Source organism: Halovenus halobia (assembly GCF_051414135.1).
Classification (GTDB): Archaea; Halobacteriota; Halobacteria; order Halobacteriales; family Haloarculaceae; genus Halovenus; species Halovenus halobia.
Window position 1 is genome coordinate 34,793 of record NZ_JBLKOA010000009.1, and the last position, 20,941, is coordinate 55,733.

Below are 20,941 nucleotides of genomic sequence, written 5' to 3' on the forward strand. Positions count from 1 at the left end.
CACTATGGCCGAGCAAACGGTGCTGGTTACAGGCGGCTGTGGGTACATCGGGAGCGCACTGGTGCCACAGCTACAGGACGCCGACGAGGTTGACAGCGTTGTCGTGCTTGACTCGCTGACCGGCGGCTCTCCGGGAAACCTCATGGGTGCAGACATCGGCGACAGCTTGGAATTCAGACAGGGCGACGTGCGAAACTACGGTGAGGTCGAAAGCGCGATGCGTGGCACCGACGCGGTGATTCACCTCGCTGCAATCACGGGCGCGGCGAGCACCCACGACCGCCGTGAGGAGACCTTCGCTGTCAATCTCGAGGGCACACAAAACGTCCTCAACGCAGCCGAAAAACTCAGCGTCGACACCGTCACGTTCGCCTCATCGTGCAACAATTACGGCCGAGCGCCCCACGAAAACGTCGACGAAACCACCGAGCCCCACCCAATCAACCCGTACGCTGAGTCAAAATTACAGGCCGAAGAACTGCTCGCGGAGTTTGACGGTAATGGGACAGCGTTACGCCTCAGCACGAACTACGGCTACGCAGAGGGTATTCGCTTCAATCTGGTCGTGAACACCTTCGTGTTTCGAGCGCTCACGAACCGGCCACTGACCGTCTACGGCGACGGCTCGAACTGGCGACCATTCATGCACGTCACAGACGCAGCGCGCGCATTCAAACAGGCAACACTCGACCCGGACTCGTGGCCCGAGTTGATCTACAACGTCGGCGCGAACAGCGAAAACTACCAAATTAGCGAGATTGCCGAGATTGTCCACGACGAGGTTGGGGCAGGTATCGACATCACGTATCTTGAAGACGAACACCCCGGTCCCTCGTATCACGTGAACTTCGACCGCGTCAAATCAACTGGCTATCAACCAGAGTATACACTCCGAGAAGGAATCAGAGAACTTGCAACGGCATTTACAGACAGAGACGTGAAGACGAACTCATGACCACAGACAACGAATCACTGACAGTAGCAGTCACAGGCGCTGCGGGATATATCGGCAGTCGTGTCGTTCACAAACTGCAGGAAGAGCATCCAGACTGGGAGATTATCGCACTCGACAACTTCTATCTCGGGACGATTCGAGAGATTGGTGACGTGACCGTCCAGCACGTCGACATTCGTGATCGGGACCGACTGGAGGACACCCTCAGCGGCGCAGACATCGTCATGCACTTGGCGGCAATCAGCGGCGTCGACGACTGCGAACAACAGGCAGACCTCGCCTACGAAGTCAACGTCCAGGGAACAGAAAACGTGGCCTGGTTCTGTCGAAAGACCGGCGCTGCGCTCGCGTTCCCGTTCAGTATGGCTGTCCTGGGCGACCCGGCAGAGTTCCCGATCACAGCTGATCTGCCTCGAGACCCGCTAAACTGGTACGGGCGGACAAAACTCCTGAGCGAGCAATCGATCCGAACGTACGCCGAGGACGCGTTCCCAGCCCACCTGTTCCTCATCTCTAATCTCTACGGCGAGCATACCATCGGGACCGAACAGGTGAGCAAAGGCACGGTCATCAACTTCTTCATCGATCGAGTGTTCTCCGATGAGCCACTGACGGTCTACGAACCCGGGACCCAATCGCGAAACTATATTCACGTTAAAGACGTTGCGAATGCGTACATCAGGAGTGCCGAACAGCTGGCGGCACAACTCGAACGCGGTGAGACGGGAGCCCGAGCCTACGAAATCGCGAGTGACGAAGATCCAAGCGTGCAGGCCGTCGGTGAACTGGTGCAGACGATTGCCAGCGAAGAAGCAGACATCGACACGGAAGTAAGGTTGGTCGAGAACCCACGCAGCGGCGAAACGCTTGTCGATCAGTTCACTGTCGATACGAGCCGCACGAAATCAGAACTCGACTGGGAACCGACGCGCACTGTCGAGGAGACGATTCGAACGTTGATTCGAGAACGAAGCAGCGAGTGAATCGGTCATCACAAATTACAGTTCTACGATATTGTCGGGGTCAACGCTTTCGTACTGCCAGACGAGGTCAAAATACCGTTTGAGTCCGGCTACGAACGAGCCGTTTTCTGTAACAGCAGCCTGACGCATGTGGAGTGGTACGTCTTTTTCTTCGACGAGGACAATGGCGATGCCGGTCTCGTAGTCCACACTCGGATCTGCGAGCGTACCACGCCACGGCAGGGGCTGCTCGCTGAACCGAATGCCGACGGAGGGAAACTCGGACCTGAGTTCTCGGAGGACCTCTCGTTGAATCTCGGCGTTGTGCTCGGAGAGATGCTCGGGGTGCAGAAACAGCATCTCGATGTCGACACCACGCTCGGTTGCCGTGGTAAGCGCTGGTCGGATGCTCTCGAAGTACTCGAGGCTTTTCGTCATGACGTTCAGCGTGTCCTCAACATTACGATAGATAGCTCGCGTTTCAGCCTCACTAGGCTCGCCAACATCGACGACATGAAACAGTTCCTCGGTCGGCGACAGGTCTTCGCTGGCAGCCTGATAGCGGGACTCGTATGCATCAAGGAAGACATCCCGGATATCATCGAGTTCTGCGCGGAACGACTCGAACTGCTGCTGACGATTCTCGACTGCGCGGTCAAGAATATCCGCAGGTGGTTTTGGTTGGAACTCCTTCGGCCGGCCGGGAATGACTTTGATGAACCCGCGGTCAGCCAACTCATCAAGTACGTCATAGATACGCGCGTTTGGAATGCCAGTTGCCTCGGCAAGATTCGGCGCCGTCGACCGGCCGTGGGTGAGCAATCCTTTGAGCGCCGTGGTTTCGTACTCTCCGAGCCCGAGATGCTCGAAGAGACGGTCAGCATCCGACCTATCGTTCATACCTCGTATAATGTTCTGACCACTATTTAAACGCCGGTAGGTGGTCCAGCCGGCGGTGTTTAGTTAAGCGTGAAAAGTGAGGCGTGATGATTTTGTGGTGCTCTATGCCAGAAATCACACGCCTCAGCGGAAGTAGCGACTGGATTGATTTGGATTTTGTGGAGCGCGAGCGGACACCCGAGCCAGCGATGAAGCTTGGTATTCAGATGCATTTGGCAGGACTATCACTTTCGAATACCATCTCTGTTCTTGATGAGTTGGGTGTCCAACGCTCTCGAAAGGCGGTGCACGACTGGGTTCAGAAAGCCGATCTACAGCCGACCAGTGGCAAAACTCCGAATCACGTCGCGGTCGACGAGACAGTGATTCGCATCAACGATCAGCAGTACTGGCTGTACGCCGCTGCTGATCCAGACACAAACGAACTGCTCCACCTGCGGCTGTTTTCCACCACGACAACCGCTCTAACGGAGATATTTCTTCGAGAACTTCGTCAGAAACACGATGTCGAAGACGCCGTGTTTCTCGTTGATGGCGCGAACCACCTCCAAGCTGCACTTCACCGAGCAGGGCTCCGATTTCAAACCGAACGCCACGGAAGTCGGAATAGCGTCGAACGTATCTTTCGCGAGGTAAAACGCCGAACCTCTTCGTTCTCAAACTGTTTCAGTCACGTCGAACCGAAGACCGCTGAAAAATGGCTCCAAAGCTTCGCTCGCTGGCATAATGCTCCAAACTAAACACTACCGTCCAGCCGGTAACAGGATTTAAGTAGCATCGTCGTTATTTGTTTACTAAGATACTGAGTAACTATGGCAAGTAATGAAACAGAGTCAGAACACCTGGCTGAAATCGAAGACGGTGACGGCTGTGCAGAAATCTGGGAAAAGTTGAGCGAGTCCCGTAATAACTCAGAGTAAGCGGCTCTCAGACGACACAAGTCCAGTGAATCTACGCAAACTATCGGACCAGTAATCTGCCTAAGCGTACTCGTCAATCAGTGCCGACGTGGAGAAGGCACTGGAAAGTGAATTTTGAAGATGAATTATGTATAAAACACCCACCAAACAGAGTTGGTACTCCAACCCGAATATATTCTGTGTGTCAGAGTAAGTGGCCCAACCAGATTAGGATGTATCCCTATATTTTCACAGTCTAATAGTCTAATAACAGATGCCTCCCTCGCTGCCAGCACACGGCCCGACAGTACTCCACGTCGACGACGACCGCGGCCAGGTCGATATCGTCGAGGAGTTCCTGCATCGACACCTCGAGAAAATCACCGTCGTCAACACGACAGACCCCACCCAGGTCTCCGAGCACCTCGCCGAGAAAGAAATCGACTGCGTTATCAGCGACTACGATATGCCCGAGATGGACGGCCTAACACTACTGACCGAGGTGCGAGACGGCCACCCGGACCTCCCCTTTGTCCTCTGCACCGGCAAAGGGAGCGAGACGATTGCCAGCGAGGCGATCAACGCCGGCGTCACGGGCTACCTCCAGAAGGGCGGACCGGACCAACTCGAACGACTGGCCAATCGGGTCGCCCACGCAGCCAAGGAGTTCCGCGCCGAGCGCGAATCCGAACGCTACGCCACCGTCCTACAGGCGCTGGATTACCCCACCTACGTCGTCGACGAGAACGCCGCGTTCAGCTACGTCAACGAGGCGTTTGTCGAGATGACGGGCTACGACCGCGAGGAAATTATCAGGTCCTCGCCGGGCCTCATCAAAACCGAGGAGGGCGTCGAGAAGGCAAACGAGAGTCTGCGGTCGATCGTCTCAGGTGGCGGCCCCGAGCGCCAGGCCTTCGAGGTGGATATCCACACCAAGGACGGCGACGTGGTGCCGTGTCGTGACCACATGGCGGCACTCCCCTTCGACGAGGAATTCCGCGGGTCGGTTGGCATCCTGCGAGACGTCTCCGAACAAAAACACCAGCGCGAACAGCTCCAGGCCCAGAACGAGCGCCTCAAAGAAATCGTCTCGTTCATCTCACACGACATGCGGACGCCGCTGACGACGGCACAGGCGGGCATCAAGCTGGCGAGTGAGTCTCACGCCGCCGAGGACTTCGAGCGCGTCGAGACGGCACTGGGCCGCATCGAAGAGATGATCGACGAACTCCGGACGCTCGCCGAGACTGGCATCACCGTCAACAATACCTGTGAAGTTGACATTCACCAACTGGCGACGCGGGCGTGGCAGACGCTGAGTCGCGACGCAGACGAACTCGACATCGAACCGTTCGCAATCGAGGCAGACCCGGAGCGGACCAAATCTGTCGTCGAGAATCTGCTTCGCAACGCCGTCGAACACACTGACCCGGGTGTGACTGTTCGGTTCGGCGCGCTCTCGCAGTTATCCGGGCCAGAGAGCGAGCGAGACCACGAGGGGTTTTTCATCGAGGATACCGGCCCAGGCATTCCAGAGACCGACCGTGAGCAAATTTTCACGCCGGGGTACACGACGGCACAGGGTGGCAGTGGCTTTGGCCTCTCCATCGTCCGCCGGGTTGCGGAGGGTCACGACTGGGACGTGACCGTCACCGAGAGCCCCGAAGGCGGGGCGCGCTTCGAGATTCGCGATGTCGGGGTGTGTTCGGTCGGTCAGGCGGAGACACCAGAGGTCACACTGTCTGACTGAGCGCTGGAAAAGCAGTCCAGTCGGAGGAAGGTGTTGAGAGCGTAACCACTAAATCCGCCCTCGTCCACCGATACCAGTAATGACAGACACCGAGCGTGTCGAACAAGCGACGCGCTCGTATCTCGACGACTACCCAGAGCACGAGGACACGCTCGAGCAGTTACATGCCCACGAGCAGGACGAGGAGTCGTGGGCCTTCGACGATACGGACCTCGACTCGGGTACTTTCGGCGAACTCGTCTCGCGCCCGTTCGTGGAGAACGCGCCCGACGGCGACTACCACTTCGCTGACCGGCAAGCCGTCAGAGCCGTCCTGCACGGAACAGAAGAAGACACGTCGACGACCGACCGGGAACTAGACCTCGATATCGCGCTCCCAGCAGTCGACCGGCGGGCGCTCGTCGGACTGGTTGGCACCCTCGCCGTACTCGTCGCCGCGCGCTCGCTGTTCTTTGGGCAGGTGTTCGTCAACGGCCGCGTCGTCTCGCCGGCGAATGACTCCTACTTCTTCCGGTACTGGCAGGCGGAGTTGCTTGCGCGTTCCAGCGGCGCGTTCGACTTCGGGATGCTCTCGACGATTGGCGAACTCACGCGGATTCGACCGATGTCACATGCACTGAACTGGTGGCTGGCCGAACTCTCGGGCGCGCCGGACCTCGTCGCCGCGTTCGCGCCAGTCCTCGCAAGCGTGATACTCGGCCTCGCGGTGTACGGGATTGCGCGCACCCTCACGGGAGACCGACGAATCGCGCTCGCAGCGGTCCTCACCCTGGCGCTGACGCCAGTGCACGTCACCTACACCGCGCTTGGCTTTCTCGACCACGGTCCGTACCAGTATCTCTGGATTGGGGTCATCGTCTATACACTGGTCTGGCTGGCTGTCGACGTGCAGAAGCACCAGCAGAGCGGTACCGACAACCCGGCATGGAAGCACGTCCAAACCCCGCGAGCGTGGGCCGTGGCCGGCTTGCTCGCGCTCGGCACCGGCGCACTCGCACACACCTGGGGCGGGTCGCCGCTGTCGTTCGTCCCCATTGGAGCCTACTTCGCCGGGCGAGTCGTGACGGACACAGAAGCGGGAGTCGACCCGTTCGTTGGGAATCTGCCAGCGCTCACGGGAGTCGTCGTCGGGAGTCTGTTCGCACTCGGTGCACACCTCCGGTGGGGCTGGCACGAATCCATCGCCGCAACGGTGCCTGTCGCCGTCGCTGTCGGGGTCGTTACACTCGCAGTTCTGGCGCACCTGTGGCAACGTGTAGACCTGCCGGCGCTCGGACTGTTGGGTGCAGAGGGCGTCCTCGGCGTCGTCGGAATTGTCCTGTTCCGTCGACTGCGGCCGGAAGATGTTGCGCGCCTGCAGGAGCGCTCGGATGCCTTCTTCAACCGCGAAACCGCGACCGAGACGGCGTCGCTATTCAGACTCGACCAGGCAATCGTCTTTGGCCCGCTCAGCCAACTCGGGCTGGGATTCTACTTCGCGCTCGTGCCGTTGCTGGTCCTGACATACTACGTGGTTCGTCGCTACGAACCGGGCTGGCTCGCTGCCGTTGCCTTCGCGTGGTACTACCTCGCCATTGCAACCTTTCAGGTTCGTTTTGCCGCGAAGTTCGCGGTTCTCTGTGCAGTGTTCGCCGGCGTCGGCCTCGTGTATCTACTCAGCGCCGTCGACCTCGCGCGGCCGGTGACGATATTCGACCGAGAGCCTCCCGAAGGCCCGTCACTGTCACTCCCCGAGACACCAACTATCGGTGCGTATCTCGTCGGCGCAGTCGGACTGATATTCCTGCTCAATCTTATCTTCGTCCCGTCGCTGCTCTCACAGATTCAGTACTCCGACGAGCAAATCGGAGCGATGGAGAGCGTCGACGAGCGCGTCGAGGAGCTGAACCAGTCCTATCCCGATAACTTCGTCCTGAGCGAGTGGGGCGAAAACCGGATGTACAACCACTTCGTCAACGGTGAGTCACGTGGGTACGGGTACGCACGCGGAACGTACGAACCGTTCATCTCCGATAGCAACCCCGACTCGTATTTCAATAACTTCAACAACAGGGTTGGGTATGTCGTGTTGACCGACGTTGACGCGCCCGAAGGGACTATCCAAGATACGCTGTTCGAGGACTTCGGCGCGGGCAACGACAGTGTCGCCCACTATCAGCTCATCTACTCTGAGAGTAACGTCCGGGCGTTCGCCGTCGTTGACGGCGCGGTGGTTCGGACACAGGCAGAGCCGGGAACGAACGTCACTGTTACACGGACAATCCAGACCGCGGGCGAACAGTTCGAGTACCGACGGACTGCGACGGCAAACAACAACGGTATCGCGAACATCCGTGTCGCTTACCCCGGCGACTACACAGTCGGCGGCCAGACCGTCAGCGTGAACGAAACGCAAGTGAACAACGGCGCGACGGTACGGGCAGGGAACTGATTACTCTGCGAGTTCGTACTCCGAGGGACCAATAGCGAGGCGGTCAACGATGGCCTCGTGATAGGTCTCCGTCGCCCACTCCCGAATCGGGGGTTCGGCGTCGGTGAACTCCGCGTCGGGGTCGATTTCGCTGATGACCACCCAGGCGGCGTCGCCGTCGTCGTAGCCGACCGCGTAGACCCGGAGGTCGTCGTCCTCCTCCTTGACGCGCTCGGTTGCCGGTTCTGGCTCGGAGTCCTCACCACCAATCACCTCGACAGTGCCGATGCTGTCGTCACGGCCGCCGAAGGGGTTGTCCTCCGCTTCCTCCTCGGCGTCGGTGTCGGTGACGCGGGCGTCCGCGCCGACCTCCTCGTCGTCGTCGGCGCGGCGCTCGTCGTACAACAGTAGCGCGGCCATGACCTGCTCGCCGAGCCAGGTGTAGGGAATCACCCGAAGGGTCGCGGCGTTGTTCAGCGCCGCGATATCCTCGGCTGACATCGGTCGACCCGGGAGCGCGTCGAGGGCGGTCTCCATCGCCCGGGTCTACGACCTCCCGGGATATGTAGGTTATCGACATCCTGCTGTCCACCACCAAGTCGGGACACTCGCTACGCGAAGGTTGATTCGAGCGCGTCGGCAACCTGGTCCGGCGCAGTCGCGACGCCAGCGTGGCCGACGCCCGCCAGCGTGGCGAGGGTGTGGTCGGGAATCCGGGTCGCCAGTTGGTCGATACCATCCTGCAGATACTGCGGGCTCTCGGTGCCGGTGAGCAGCAGCGTCTCGAACTCGGTCGGGGCGTCGGCAATCTCGAAGTTCTCGACAGTGCGGCACTCGCGGGGAATCGTGTGGGCAAACTCGACACACTCCGGCCAGATGGGCCAGTGTTCGACCGACTCCGCGCCGGTCGCCTCGGTGAAGAAGGTTCGAGCGGCCGCTTCGGGGTCGCCGGCGTCGATGTGTGCGGCGGTTTCGGTAGCGAGACTGCGTTCCGAGGCCTCCTCGAGTGTCGCCCGCGGGAGCGGTGGTTCGTACAGCGCGAGTCCGGCCGGGTCGACGGCGTCGGCGGCCGCCATCGCCAGTAGTCCGCCGAAGGAACTACCGACGAGAATCGGGTCTTCCTCGCAGGCCGCGGCAAGCGCCTGAACGTCCTCGATTTCGCGCTCGAAGTGGTAGGGGTCGGTGTCGGTGCTGTCGCCGCGGCCGCGTCGGTCGGGCGCGAGCAGTGAGAACTCCGAGAGTTGCTGGCCGAGCAGTGCCCACATCGTCCGGCGGACGCCGGTGCCGTGCAGACAGACGAGCGGACGACCCTCGCCGAAGCGGTCGTAGGCGATGGTGGTGCCATCGGCGGCGGTGACGGTTTCCATACCGGTGGTTAGTGATGGACAGGTTTGAACGGCCCGCAAGCGGGTCGTCAGGGATCAGACGCGGAGGGTGCGCGAGACGGTCGCCACCGCAACGCAGGCCAGTACCACAAGATAGGCGAGCGCACCGGCGACCGGTTCGACTGGGGCCGACTCGGCGAAGCCAGCCTCGGTGGTGACCGCGAGCGCGAAGTGGCCGGGCAGGACAGTACCGAGCGCTGGCGTGTCGGTCGCGAGCGGATTCTGGAAGACGAAAAGGTCGATGAGCGAGCCAAAGACGAGGAGGTAGACGCCGACGAGGCGGTCGGCGAGCGCGCCGACGACTACCCCGACCAAGCCGTAGGAAAGCGCCGCCAGCCCCGTGCCGAGCAGGAACCAGCCGGGGCGGGCGGGCTGGAATGTCGTGAGCATCACAGCCGTCGAGACGAGGGTTGCGGTTGCGGCGACGGCAGCGACGAGTCCGAAGCGGGCGAGGACAACCTCTGCTGGACGGTAGCCAGCGACAACTAGCCGCGAATCGGCGCTGGCGGCCGTCTGCATCAGAAAGAGGCCAGCCACACCGGACAACAGCGCGGCCGTCATCGGCGTCACCACTGCCGGTAACACTGCCGACAGCGTCGTCTGGACCGTCTCGGTACCGAGGTAGACCGTCGCAGGCCCGTCGGGTGCGATTGCGCTGAATACCCAAATCATGTACGCCGGGCCAGCGACGAGCAGCGCGACCAGTACCGGCGTGCGCCGGAGGTCTCGCAGGCCAGTCTGGATAGCGAGGCCGACGCGGCTCACGCCGACCACCCCGCTCCGGTCGAGTGGGTGTACGCGAGGACAGCAACGGCGAGAAGGGCAGCAACCCAGCCGAGGGCGGCCACGAGGTGGCCGTCGGCGAGCGTGCCGTCGAGGACAGCGGTCCTGAACAGCTCGTGCGGGTGGGCAAGCGGCGCAACGTCGGTGACGGTGACCTCGCCGACGACCGGAAGCGAAACCGAGCCGGCGACGGGCACCAGTCCCGAAGAGACGACAGTGTCGAAGTCAGCCAGGAAAACGAGCACGAGCGAGCCGTCGAGTTCTCGTGGGAGGACCGCGCCGACGACGATGCCGAGCAGGCCGTAGATACTCCCGGCGAGGACGAGCGCACCGGCGGCGATGGCCGGCGCAGCCACGTCGACTCGCAGCGAGATGGTCAGCAACGCGACGACGGCGCCGCCGATTCCGACCAGTAGCGTCGTCGCCAGCCGGGTTGCGAGCAGTGTCGTTGGGGCGAGGCCGGCGATAGCGAGGCGTCTGTCGCCGTCGCGCGCACTGACAATCTGGAATAGTCCGACGAGCGCGGCGAGAAAGGCAACGGCGAACACCGCGCCGGTGAGCCGGCCAAGCGTCGCCGGCTCACTGGCGCTAGTCGGCAGTTGTGGGAACGACCCCGCGGCGACACCGTAGACTTCGATGACGACCGGTGGCAGGACGAACAGCGCGAGCAGCGTCAGCGGCTGGCGCAGGAGTTCAGCGAGACGGACCCGCGTGCCGGTCTGGACGCTCACGGAGAACCACCGGCGTGGGCCGCCGAGCGAGCCTGTTGAGGTGGCTCGTCCTGTTCGTGGAGCCGTCCGTCGCGGAGTTCGAGAATCCGGTCGAAGCGCTCGCGTTCGCTAATCAGGTGTGAGATAATCGCCACGGTCGTACCCTCTGCCCGGAGCTGTTCGGCCAACTCCCAGAAAGCGAGGTAGGTCTCCCAGTCGAAGCCCGTGTACGGTTCGTCGAGCAAGAGTACATCGGGGTCGTGCAGCAGCGCCGTCGCAAGGTTGACCTTCTGGCGGTTGCCGCCCGAGAGGTGGTCGATCCGGTACTCCAGAAATTCCTCGAAATCCAGCCGCTCGGCCAGCGTGTCGCGGCGCTCACGGAGGCGCTCGTCTGACAGTCCGTACGCCTCGCCGAACAACTCGAACGTTTCGGCAACGGTGAGGCGGTCGTACAGCAGTGGCTCCTGTGGACACCAGCCGACGGTGCCACGGCGTGTGATGTCCCCGGCGTCGGGCGCGAGCGCCCCGACCAGAATCTGCATCAGCGTCGACTTCCCCGACCCGTTCTCGCCGACGATACCGACGATTTCGCCCGGGTACAGCGCAACGTCGGCCCCAGTTAGTACCGACACAGAGCGGTCCACGAGCGGCAGCGAGGACTCGTAGCGTTTCTCGATGCCGGCCGCACGGACAACCGGCTCCGAACCATTCCGTTCGGCTTGATTTTCTATATTCGGCATTAACCGAATATACTGAACAAAACGTATTAACCCTTTCGTGGTGTATCTGAGCATGATGGACGAGAGTCAGGCGCCGAGCGCAGAGATCGACGCGGCCCGCGAAGAGGTTATCGAGGCGATGGAGCGCACCGCCGAAATTTACGGCTTGAGCCGCAGTTACGGCCGGCTGTACGGCTTACTGTTTTTCGCCGACGAGCCGATGTCGCTGGACACCCTCGTCGAGGAGAGCGGCTACGCGAAATCGACGGTCAGTACGGCGATGAGCGACCTGAAGCGGCTGTATCTGGTTCGGCGGCGCTCGATTCCCGGCGAAGGGAAGAAAGCCTTCTACGAGGCTGAACGGGACCTCTGGACGGTCTTTCAGGAGTTTCTCGACCGCGAAGTGCGTCGTGAAATCGAGACGATGCTCCGCTCGCTCGAACGAGCCGAGCAGCAACTGGAAGCGGCCGATTCCGACCAGGCCGAACGAGACTTGAAGAAAGTCCGGACGCTCCGGAGTCTGTACGACCGGAGCCAGCGGCTGGTTGGACTACTGACCAGTTCCTCGGTCGACCGACTGGCTGGGCTGCTCGACCGGTTCCAGCGAGAGTAGCTACTGCCGGGCGTATAGCGGCGACCCGACGAGCAACGCGGCGTCGTCGCGGTCGGCCAGCACGGCGAGATACGGCCGCTCGACGGGCCCGAAGACACTGACGACGGTGCCGACATCATTGAGATCCTCGTCGATAACGTCACTGCCGAGGTCGGGGTGGCTGTCGTCGGGACTGCGGACGATGAGTTTGCCCTGTGCCATCCGGACGGCCTCGCCGATGCGTTTCATCCGCGGATCACGTCGAGGTAGGCCGCGGTGGCCTGGAGCAGGTCACTCTTGGAAGCGTCCTCGGCCCCCTTGACGAGGACTCGGCCGCGGGGTTCGTACTCGCGGGGGTAGGTCTTCGAGCGCTCGATGACGGCGTCGTAGCCAACCTGCTGGACGGCCTGCGCAATCTCGTCGACGGTGGGTTCCGAGACAGCGAGGTCTTTCGAGACTCGACGGCCTTCGTCGCGAGTGAGATCCGCGTCGAGATAGGCGGGCCAGATGACGTTTTCGACCATACGGGAGTGTGTGGGGGCGTGGTACAAACGTCTTGTTGAATAGCGAGATTCGAGCAACGCGAGAATCTCGGGAATGCGAGCGAGAAGCGGAGCGCACCGCGAGCAGGGAAGGCGACCGTAGGGAGCCTTCCAAGACGCGAACGGGGAGGAACGACCCGTGAGCAGGGAGAGCGACTGGAAGGAGCTCTCCAAGATGTGAGCGGCGGCGGAAGGAGCCGCGAACAGCGAGATTCGAGCGAAGCGAAAATCTCGGGAATGCGAGCGGTGACGAAGTGCGCCGCGAACAGTGAGTATCTCGCATATACGAGAGTAGTCCAAAGAAATAACAGACTTGCGCGGGTACACTCGTATATGACTGACCGTGGGCTCGATTCTTGGACCGAGGACCACACGGCGCGTGAGCGCGTCAGAGAGATTGCAACGGCGCTCACAGAACAGCGCTCTGTCGAGTGGGTGCGCAAACAAGCGCAGGTCTCCTCGTGGCAGACGGCCAAAGACGAACTGGAGATGCTCGTCGAGTTCGGGCAGTTACAGGCCGTCGACGGCGACGACGGAAACACGAAGTATGCACCGAACTACCAGTTGCGGTATTTCACCGAACTGACGGAGTTGATAAACGAGCAGACCCGGGAAGAACTCCGGGAAGAAATCGCCGCAATCCAGGCGGACATTGACGACTGGAAAGCGGAGTTTGGCGTCGACTCGCGCGGCGAATTGGAGTCGACGCTGACCGAGGAGACAGATAGCGAGGCGGTCAAGCATCGCAACCGAGTGCTCCGGAAGTGGGAGCAGTACGAGGACAACAAGCGTCTGCTCAGTCACGCGCTGGAACTGTACGACGACGCTCGTGAACTCTACGGCGGTGAAGATGGGTCGTCGAACTCGCCGGTCTCACTCTCGTAGCCGATGATATTCTTCGCAAACCGGGCGAACCTCGACAAGCGGACGCTGCTCACTCGCGTCCACAGCTGGCTCCAGACCCAGGCCGGCGAAGACGGGCCAGTCGAAGCGGTCTGGTACCATCCGTCCAAATTGAACAAAAGCGAGGTTCGGGCCACAGTGAACCCGGAGGCGTTTCTCCAAGCGTCCTATCCCGTCGCTGAAGCGGAGTTACAGGTTTCATTCGACTTCCCGCAGGGCCGGGAGCACGACTACTACCAGATTCAGTGGGTCGAGTCCGAGCGGGACCTCATGATTGGCTGGCACCAAGACGAGACGCACCCGGAGTTCGGCGAGTGTCATCTCCAAGTCGACTACCGCGGAGAAACCGTCCAGCGAGAGGCTGCCACGTTCATCGACGAACACCCGTTAAACGTCTTCGACCAGCGGATAGACCATCTCGTCGCGACACTCGACGCACTGACGTGGGAGGACGGAGTTCCACAACTCCCTGACTTTGGAGGGCGACCAACGTAAGACGTAGCCGACAGGCCCAAGCAACCGCCGGGAGAACACCGCGCATGGACGACCCACACGACCAGGAGAGCCCCGAGCGAACGCCGACGGTCGCTTGCTCGCGCTGTGGCCAGGAGTGGAACCTCGAATACGAACTCGAAGAACTCCACGCGGGCAACAGCGCCGTCGAACAGTTCGCGATGGACCACTACCGACACACGGGCCACTATCCCGACGACGTGACGCCGTACCGCGTCGAGTGCCGGGAGTGTCCACAGGGCGAGCAGTTTCTCACCGAACGCCCAGCCGAGCGCTTTGCCAAGACGCACGCCCGACACACCCGCCACACGGTCGAGTTGAGCGGTCCCGAGCGAGATACCGAAACCGTCTCTGAGTAATTACTCACCGCCGCGCCAGGCAACGACGCGGTCCTCGAAGACCGAGGAGTACTGCATCAGCATCGTCCCGAGGATACTCATCGCGAGAACGTACCCGACAGCGAAGGCGTTGAGTTCGGCGGCGACAGCCGGCGCGAGCGCGCTCCCAGTTTCGCTAACGATGAGCAGCGAGGCGATGATGAGCGTGAACTCGCCGCGAGTGACCATCCCGAGACCGACACGGGTCGCCCGGCGGTCCGAGAGGTCGTAGACCTTCCCGCCCAAGAAGCCACTGAGAAGTTTCGTCGGCGTCGTCACGAGCACAGCAACGGCGACGAGGCCAGCGACACCGGCAAACAGCGTCGGGTCGGTGACGAGTCCAATCCAGAAGAAAAAGACCGCCGCGAAGATGTCCCGGACGGGTTCGAGCAGGTCTTCGAGTAGTTCGGCCTCACCGGTCGAACTGAACGCCATCCCGACGAAAAAGGCCGCGACCGCCTCGCTCACGCCGACGGCCAGCGCGATGCCGGCAATCAGGACGGTCACACCGGTAACCCGGAGGACGACGAACTCGTGGGAGTTCGTGTCGATTATCTCGCTGAAAAAGCCGGTCCCGAGGTAGACGACAGCCAGAAGCAGCAGGATGAATCCGACGGCGGTGCCGACCGAGAGGGCGGCCGTCGTGGCGCTTCCGCCGGCGACGAGCAGCGCCGAGAGGACAGCCAGATAGACCGCGATGAACAGGTCCTCGTAGACGAGCGTCCCCAGAAGCGGAGCGCTCTCGTCGTTGGCGATCCAGCCCAGGTCGATCAGCGACTTTGTGATGATCGCCGACGAGGAGATGTAGACCATCCCGGCGACGACGAAGGCGGCCAGCGGATCCCGAAAGATGGCGAATCCGAGTATCAGCCCGACACCGAAGTTGACGACCAGATCGATGGTGCCGGCTTTGCCTATCTGCTCGCTGTTGGCGAGCAGGCGGTCGAGGTTGAACTCCAGGCCGAGAAAAAAGAGGAGAAAGACGATACCGAGTTCCGCGCTGAGTTCGATGAAGTGGTCTGCTTCCGCCGAGAGACCGACCGCGAGTTCCCGGCCGAGATACTGTTCGGAGAGCCGGCCGGCGACGAAGCCACTCGAAAGCATGCCGACGACGATATAGAACGGAATGACCGACTGGCGGAGCCGACTCGCGACCGTGCCGACAGTCGCGAGCGCGACGAACATCACGCCAATCTCGAACAGTTCAGCAGCCACCGACGACACCCCCAGAGCCGCGCCACGTTAGTGGACCACCAGCACTGCACATCCTCCTCACGTATACGCCTCGGCGAACTCCTCGTGGTTCTCGCCGGTGCCGACGGCGATGAGCTGGTCGCCTGCTTTGGCGGTGAACTTCGCTTCCGGGCTCTGGATCACCTCGTCGCCGCGTTCAACAGCCACGATAGTTGCGCCGGTCGCGTTTCGAACGTCGGCCGCAGCGAGCGTCTTACCGACCAGCGGAGAGTCTTCGTCGAGCGTGTACCACTCCAGCATGACGTTGTCGCCGATCTGTGTCGCCGTGTTGTCGGTCGCGACGGGCTGGAAGTGTGCGCCTTCGAGAATCGAGCCGATAATTCGGGCTTCCTTGTCACTCAAATCGAGCAGTTCTTCGGCGTCGGCGTCCGGTTCCGGGCGGACGAACAGTTCGCGCCGGCCGGTGTTGTGGACGACGACGACTGCACTCTCGCCGCCGCCGATATCGACCTCGAACCGTTTGCCGACACCGGGCAATTCCGTCTCCGAGATGTCCATATGCCGTATTTTTTCGAGCCGAGTATAACAGTACCGACGCGACTCAGGCCAGTTCGATGCGCTCGGCGACGGAGAGTGCCCAGATTCGAGACCGAGTGACCCGACAGTGAGTGCGCCCAAACTGTAGCCTACTCCCTCGATGCTGTGTCGTCGTCCCCCTGCCGTCCCAGCAGGTAGCCTGCGCCGCCAAGACTGACGAGCGCGCTCACGAGTCCGAACCCAGGACCGCCGGCGTCCGAGTCAGCGTCGCCATCTCCGTCTTCGCTGGTCTCCGCCTCAGAGCCCGAGTCAGTGGCCGATTCGGTATCTTCGCCAGACCCTGTCTCGTCTGTGTCGTCTTGGTTACCCGTGTCAGTCTCGTCTGTCTCGTCCGATTGTGCCTCGTCGCCCGGTTGCTGAATGTTGGTAAATTCGTTGTCGGCAAGCGTCGTGACCTCCGCACCGTCGGCGATGGTGAGTCCCGTCTGTGCGCCGTCGATACGGTTGGCGCGAATCGCAGCGAGAACTGCCCCCTCGACGACGAGTGCCGTCGCGTCGATGTCGGACAAGTCGTTCTTCTCGATTGGTGAAGTCAGCACACCAGAGACGACGATACCGCGGCCCGACCCGGTAATCGTGTTCGAGCGAATCGGCCCGATATCCACTCCCCAGTGCCGACTCAGGAACCGAGGCGTCCCGAGATGAATCGCGGTCGCGTCGATGTTCGAGAGCGTGTTACCGTCGACAGCCGCGACCTGTCCGACCACGTCGATTCCCGTCTCGACATCGGCAATCGAATTGTCCCGAACTGTTGTCTTCGCCCGACCGGTAACGGTGACGGTGTCTCTGAAATCCACCTGCCGACCGACGCTGATGGCTGTCGTCTCGGCCGTCAACTCGTTGTCGACGATGTCTAGAGCCGGAGCCTGTCCGGTGTAAACAGCCGTGTCCGCTCCAGAGACGGTGAGGTCACGAATCGTCACGCCGGATGGGTTTGCCAACGGCCGCGGGACGGCACCGTCGCGGGCCACCTGAATCGCCGTTGTGGCACCAGTTCCGTCGACAGAAAGCCCAGAGATGGTCACGTCGTTTACGTCAACCAGCGCGACCGCCGGGTTCTCTGCCCCGTCGTTTGTGAACTGAATGGTCGGCGTGGCTCCGTCGGCAGCCGTCAGTGTCAGTGGTTTGTCGATGACGAGTCCCGCGTCGTCGCCTGCCTCGGCAACCACCTCGCCCTGTCCCTGTGTGAGTTCGACCGTCGTGTCGGGAGCCACCAGGTCGACCGGAGCCTGCAGCGTCGGTGGGTCGGACGGGGCAATGACCAGCGGGTCGGCGTGTGCGTGGACCAGATGTCCCTCACCAGTGGCCGACTCACCGCCGCCCGCGAACTCGTAAGAGAGCCGGAACTGCGCGAGCAGGAGCGACTCGGGAACCGCGACCGCGACCCGTATCTGCGTCTGGTCCGGGTCGACACTGACCGCCTCTCCAAACGGCGTTGCAGTACCAGCAACACTGAGGTTCAGGTCTGCCGGGTCGAACGGTCCTTCGGCCGCTATCTCGACGGTCACCGTTTCGACGTTCGCAACGTCGAACGTCGCCGTCGCCTGCTCTCCTGTATCGATTCGTGTCGCCATGCGGTCGGTCAACTCGACGCCGAGCGCGTTCGTCTGGGCGAGCTGGAACGTCCGGCTCTCGGTGTTGGTCGGGTCGATGTTCGCCACCTGCGTCTCGAAACCGAGAGACGTAGCGCCGATAGGCTGCGGGGCTGGCGGGAGTGTCAGTTCGTACCGGCCCTGTGAATCTGTCTCGGTTTGGAGCCCAGCCTCCGAAGCGACCGTCGCCCCGTCGAGTGGAGTGCCGGACGCGTCCGTGACCCTCCCGGAGAGTGTTGCGCTGGCCTCGAGGTGGCTAATCGCCGCCATCGCGGAGGCGATGCCACGTCCGTACCGGTCGTCGTGTCCGGGGTCGACATCGAAGCTATCCGCGGCGGCCGGGTGGCGGGCTGTTTCGGTAATCGCATGCCGAACCGCCGCGGTGTCGGCGTCGGTCGCGGCGAGTGCGAGCGCTGCGACGCCGGCCACGCAGGGTGCCGCAAAGCTCGTACCCGTATTCCGCTCGTACTCGCCGTCGAGCACTGGCGCCAGCATGTCGACGGCCGGCGCGGTCACATCGGGGACGGTGTACGAGTCGGGCCAGGAGTCGGCCGCGGTGTCGCCCCAGTAGCGGTCGGTGTCGATACGCTCGCCGTTGCTGTTCTCGTATATCGTCCGGTCGTCGTCGACGCCACCAACCGAGAGCACCCTGGGAATGTTCGCCGGTGAGACCGACGCGTACCGACTGGAGTTTCCGGTGGCACTGACCACGAGCAGGCCGCTCTCGACGGCGTTTCGAATCGGCTCCACGAACGCCTGGTTGTACTGCGGGAGGCCGAGACTCATCGACAGGATATCGACATCCTGTTCGATGGCCCACTCGATACCCGCGAACACCGAGAGTGTCCGGTTTCCCTCCGGTGGCTGGCTGACCATCTTCGCCTTGTAGAGGTTCACTCCGGGTGCGATACCGTACTCCTCTCCAGCATCCGTACTGCCGCCTGCGATGATGCCGCTGACGCTCGTGCCGTGGCCGCCTCCCGGGTACGCTGTCTGTGCGTTTGGCTCCGAGTCGACCCGAGCGCCGTTCTCGTCGAACTCGGCCCACCCGCCACGCTCCAGTGAGGCCGCCAGTTCCTCGTGACCGGACACGTCGATGCCAGTGTCGAGAACCGCGACATCGACACCCTCGCCCCGAGTTCCGTATATCTCTCTCGCCTGCGGGACATCCATCTCTTCGAGGTGGTAGGCGGGGTCCGTCTCCCCAGTCTGGGTGCTAGACAGTTCGGTCGTCTCCGTTTCGTCGGCGACGCTGTGTGTCCCAACCGCGCCGTTTGGGTGTACTGCGACAAGCCCGTCGACGTCCAAGAGCGCACTCCGGCTGACGCGCTCAAGGTCAACGGAGAACAGTGCAGCGTTTGCGGCCCAGAACTGGCGCTCGATGCTGATACCCGGCTGTTCGGCGACGAACTGCTCGAAGGGCCGCTGGGTCGTCCGTGCGTGGCGCTTGAGTGTCGCCGCCCCTGCTCCGTCTGCTGGCTCGAACCGGGCGACCAAGTCGACTGTCCCGGACGTGTCTGTAAGCGCTGGATGGTCGGCCCACGTCTTACCAGTCGCAGACTCCACCCCCAATCCTGCCGCACCGACTCCGGCTGTCCCGGCGATGAACTCCCGTCGAGTCGGCGAATAGCGATACTGGCCCATGGACGAGATACTACGGTCGTCTCATATAAATCTCGGTCAGCAATTATCAACGATGGAACCGGTTCGGCCAGCGAAGCGGAGTATCAGGCCAGTTCGATACGCTCGACAAAGGGCAGCGCACGGATGTCGTTGATCAGTTCTCCGGAGATTGGGTCGTCAGTAATGACGTATAGTTTCGGCTCGTCGGTGAATTCCGGGTCTTCGGTCATCACCTGCCGGATCGACACATCGTGACCTGCGATGGCGGTGGTCACCCGTGCGACGATGCCCGACTCCTCGGCGTCCCGGACCGTGACGGTACAGACCGCCAAATCGAGCACCGGCGCGAGGTCCATCAGACTCGGGACCGCAGAGATATTCTGGAAGATGGGGCGCAGTTGGTCGTCGGCCAGAATCGCGTCGGTCGTCGAGTCGACGACCCGGCGGTCGACGCCGATCTCGCGGGCAATGCCGGTGTTGGGAATCTCGATGCCGCCCGAGACGACCCGACCGTCGTCGTTGACGGAAAAGCCTCGTTCCAACAGTAACCGAATTACCTCCTGCTGGCTCGGCGAATCGGAGAACTTCTCCATAATCTCCTCGAACATACCCGGAGGATTGCGCTACACGCGTATATGCGTTGGGCATAGTTGCCCATTACTGTGCGAATCTGTCCATCAAACCTCAGAGTTCGCCTTTCGTGCTCGGCGTGTCTGCACGCCGCTCGTCGATACGGGTCGCGTCGTCGAGTGCACGCGCCAGCGCCTTGAACAGCGCCTCGATTTCGTGGTGTGCGTTCTCGCCGGTGACGGAGGCGTGCAGCGTCAGGTCGGCGTTCATCGCAAGCGAGCGCAGGAAGTGTGTGGCCATGTGGCTGGTCATCCCGCCGACGGAGTCCTGACTGAACTCGCCGTCGAACTCGAAGTGCGGGCGGCCGCTGATATCGAGGACGACCCGGCCGCGGGACTCGTCCATCGGAATCGCCCGGTCGGCAAAGCGAACGATTCCGCGTTTGTCACCCAGCGCCTCCCCGAGTGCGTCGCCGAGCGTGATTGCCACGTCCTCGACAGTGTGGTGGTCGTCGATTTCGAGGTCACCATCGCAGGTGACAGTCAGGTCGAACAGCCCGTGTGTGCTGAACGAATCGAGCATGTGGTCGAAAAAGCCAATGCCTGTCTCGACCGTCGAGTCACCGTCGCCGTCGAGGTCCAGCGTTACCTCGATGTCGGTCTCGGCGGTTTCGCGGGTGACTGCGGCGGTACGGTCGCTCATACTCCTACCCAGCGGGGCCGGGTATTTGGTGGTTGCGCCTTTCTGATGGGTTGTCCCTGTGATCAGAGATTGTGGGTCACTCGGGAAGTCCTGAAACAGTTCAATCTATTTTTGACCTCCTGATCGCTCAGTACAGAACAGGTAGTAGCCGATGAGATGGATTTCTTGTCAGTAATTCGTTAGAAGTAGCAGACAAGATATCGAAGGAATATTCAGCGTGCGCTCTGGAAGCTGCTCGATATTCGATAGCAGCAGACAGCCCC

23 protein-coding genes are annotated in these 20,941 nt (G+C 61.8%); 10 read left to right on the forward strand and 13 right to left on the reverse strand.

What is annotated here, in order from left to right; all coding sequences use genetic code 11:
• The first annotated feature begins 4 nt into the window (after positions 1-4).
• On the forward strand, positions 5-955 hold the full coding sequence (locus ACMGFM_RS15820; RefSeq protein ID WP_436903634.1) for an NAD-dependent epimerase/dehydratase family protein: 951 nt from the start codon (positions 5-7) through the stop codon (positions 953-955).
• Positions 952-1,938, forward strand: coding sequence for an NAD-dependent epimerase/dehydratase family protein (locus ACMGFM_RS15825; RefSeq protein ID WP_436903635.1), 987 nt, complete (start codon positions 952-954; stop codon positions 1,936-1,938). Before ACMGFM_RS15820 ends, ACMGFM_RS15825 begins: the two co-directional genes overlap by 4 nt.
• A 15-nt stretch (positions 1,939-1,953) precedes the next feature.
• On the opposite strand, the gene ACMGFM_RS15830 is transcribed toward ACMGFM_RS15825, so the two are convergent.
• Positions 1,954-2,817 (reverse strand): TrmB family transcriptional regulator, encoded by an 864-nt coding sequence (locus ACMGFM_RS15830; protein WP_436903636.1) that lies wholly within the window; start codon positions 2,815-2,817, stop codon positions 1,954-1,956.
• 104 nt (positions 2,818-2,921) lie between these two features.
• On the opposite strand from ACMGFM_RS15830, the gene ACMGFM_RS15835 reads away from it, so the two are divergent.
• The 4 genes from ACMGFM_RS15835 (at position 2,922) to ACMGFM_RS15845 (ending at position 7,897) form a co-directional block, all read left to right on the forward strand.
• Positions 2,922-3,557, forward strand: coding sequence for an IS6 family transposase (locus ACMGFM_RS15835; protein ID WP_436903637.1), 636 nt, complete (start codon positions 2,922-2,924; stop codon positions 3,555-3,557).
• A 72-nt stretch (positions 3,558-3,629) separates the two neighbouring features.
• Positions 3,630-3,737 carry a DUF8595 family protein gene (locus ACMGFM_RS16690; RefSeq protein ID WP_495849263.1) on the forward strand — a complete coding sequence of 36 codons (108 nt, stop codon included), beginning with the start codon at positions 3,630-3,632 and terminating at the stop codon, positions 3,735-3,737.
• Between the two features lie 253 nt (positions 3,738-3,990).
• Positions 3,991-5,466, forward strand: a complete 1,476-nt coding sequence (locus ACMGFM_RS15840) for a two-component system sensor histidine kinase NtrB (RefSeq protein ID WP_436903638.1) — start codon at positions 3,991-3,993, stop codon at positions 5,464-5,466.
• A 79-nt stretch (positions 5,467-5,545) separates the two neighbouring features.
• Positions 5,546-7,897, forward strand: coding sequence for a glycosyltransferase family 39 protein (locus ACMGFM_RS15845; protein WP_436903640.1), 2,352 nt, complete (start codon positions 5,546-5,548; stop codon positions 7,895-7,897).
• Here ACMGFM_RS15845 and ACMGFM_RS15850 read toward each other — a convergent pair whose 3' ends face one another.
• The 5 genes from ACMGFM_RS15850 to ACMGFM_RS15870 all read right to left on the reverse strand — a co-directional run bounded on the left by ACMGFM_RS15850 (position 7,898) and on the right by ACMGFM_RS15870 (position 11,494).
• On the reverse strand, positions 7,898-8,413 hold the full coding sequence (locus ACMGFM_RS15850; RefSeq protein ID WP_436903641.1) for a hypothetical protein: 516 nt from the start codon (positions 8,411-8,413) through the stop codon (positions 7,898-7,900).
• Between the two features lie 74 nt (positions 8,414-8,487).
• Positions 8,488-9,243 carry an alpha/beta fold hydrolase gene (locus ACMGFM_RS15855; protein WP_436903642.1) on the reverse strand — a complete coding sequence of 252 codons (756 nt, stop codon included), beginning with the start codon at positions 9,241-9,243 and terminating at the stop codon, positions 8,488-8,490.
• 54 nt (positions 9,244-9,297) lie between these two features.
• Positions 9,298-10,026 carry a hypothetical protein gene (locus ACMGFM_RS15860; RefSeq protein ID WP_436903643.1) on the reverse strand — a complete coding sequence of 243 codons (729 nt, stop codon included), beginning with the start codon at positions 10,024-10,026 and terminating at the stop codon, positions 9,298-9,300.
• On the reverse strand, positions 10,023-10,775 hold the full coding sequence (locus ACMGFM_RS15865) for an ABC transporter permease (protein WP_436903644.1): 753 nt from the start codon (positions 10,773-10,775) through the stop codon (positions 10,023-10,025). The genes ACMGFM_RS15860 and ACMGFM_RS15865 overlap by 4 nt, the downstream gene beginning before the upstream one ends.
• The gene (locus ACMGFM_RS15870) at positions 10,772-11,494 is read right to left on the reverse strand and encodes an ABC transporter ATP-binding protein (RefSeq protein WP_436903645.1); all 723 of its coding nucleotides are present in this window, start codon (positions 11,492-11,494) and stop codon (positions 10,772-10,774) included. Before ACMGFM_RS15870 ends, ACMGFM_RS15865 begins: the two co-directional genes overlap by 4 nt.
• A 55-nt stretch (positions 11,495-11,549) precedes the next feature.
• Here ACMGFM_RS15870 and ACMGFM_RS15875 point away from each other — a divergent pair, with 55 nt between their 5' ends.
• Positions 11,550-12,086 carry a GbsR/MarR family transcriptional regulator gene (locus tag ACMGFM_RS15875; protein WP_436903647.1) on the forward strand — a complete coding sequence of 179 codons (537 nt, stop codon included), beginning with the start codon at positions 11,550-11,552 and terminating at the stop codon, positions 12,084-12,086.
• On the opposite strand, the gene ACMGFM_RS15880 is transcribed toward ACMGFM_RS15875, so the two are convergent.
• Together ACMGFM_RS15880 and srp19 are read right to left on the reverse strand one after the other, a co-directional pair.
• A complete protein-coding gene (locus ACMGFM_RS15880) occupies positions 12,087-12,314 on the reverse strand; it encodes a Gar1/Naf1 family protein (protein ID WP_436903648.1) in 228 nt (75 codons plus the stop codon). It abuts the gene before it with no gap.
• Positions 12,311-12,589: a signal recognition particle subunit SRP19 gene (gene srp19 / locus ACMGFM_RS15885; protein ID WP_436903650.1), complete on the reverse strand. Its 279-nt coding sequence runs from the start codon at positions 12,587-12,589 to the stop codon at positions 12,311-12,313. Before srp19 ends, ACMGFM_RS15880 begins: the two co-directional genes overlap by 4 nt.
• Positions 12,590-12,940: 351 nt before the next feature.
• Between srp19 and ACMGFM_RS15890 the strand changes: the two genes are divergently transcribed.
• Genes ACMGFM_RS15890 through ACMGFM_RS15900 form a run of 3 tightly spaced genes read left to right on the forward strand, consistent with a single transcriptional unit; the run spans position 12,941 to position 14,382 of the window.
• Positions 12,941-13,492, forward strand: a complete 552-nt coding sequence (locus ACMGFM_RS15890; protein ID WP_436903651.1) for a DUF7342 family protein — start codon at positions 12,941-12,943, stop codon at positions 13,490-13,492.
• A 3-nt stretch (positions 13,493-13,495) separates the two neighbouring features.
• Positions 13,496-14,005, forward strand: a complete 510-nt coding sequence (locus ACMGFM_RS15895) for a hypothetical protein (protein WP_436903652.1) — start codon at positions 13,496-13,498, stop codon at positions 14,003-14,005.
• A 44-nt stretch (positions 14,006-14,049) separates the two neighbouring features.
• Positions 14,050-14,382 (forward strand): DUF8062 family protein, encoded by a 333-nt coding sequence (locus tag ACMGFM_RS15900; protein ID WP_436903653.1) that lies wholly within the window; start codon positions 14,050-14,052, stop codon positions 14,380-14,382.
• On the opposite strand, the gene ACMGFM_RS15905 is transcribed toward ACMGFM_RS15900, so the two are convergent.
• The 5 genes from ACMGFM_RS15905 to hisB form a co-directional block, all read right to left on the reverse strand.
• Entirely contained in the window at positions 14,383-15,615 is a 1,233-nt protein-coding gene (locus ACMGFM_RS15905; RefSeq protein ID WP_436903654.1) for a cation:proton antiporter, read from the reverse strand.
• A gap of 57 nt (positions 15,616-15,672) precedes the next feature.
• Positions 15,673-16,152 (reverse strand): cation:proton antiporter regulatory subunit, encoded by a 480-nt coding sequence (locus ACMGFM_RS15910; RefSeq protein ID WP_436903655.1) that lies wholly within the window; start codon positions 16,150-16,152, stop codon positions 15,673-15,675.
• A gap of 128 nt (positions 16,153-16,280) precedes the next feature.
• A complete protein-coding gene (locus ACMGFM_RS15915; RefSeq protein ID WP_436903656.1) occupies positions 16,281-19,427 on the reverse strand; it encodes a S8 family serine peptidase in 3,147 nt (1,048 codons plus the stop codon).
• Positions 19,428-19,510: 83 nt separating this feature from the next.
• Positions 19,511-20,014 carry a TrpY family transcription regulator gene (gene trpY / locus ACMGFM_RS15920; protein ID WP_436903657.1) on the reverse strand — a complete coding sequence of 168 codons (504 nt, stop codon included), beginning with the start codon at positions 20,012-20,014 and terminating at the stop codon, positions 19,511-19,513.
• Between the two features lie 76 nt (positions 20,015-20,090).
• Entirely contained in the window at positions 20,091-20,678 is a 588-nt protein-coding gene (hisB, locus tag ACMGFM_RS15925; protein WP_436903658.1) for an imidazoleglycerol-phosphate dehydratase HisB, read from the reverse strand.
• Positions 20,679-20,941: the final 263 nt, after the last annotated feature.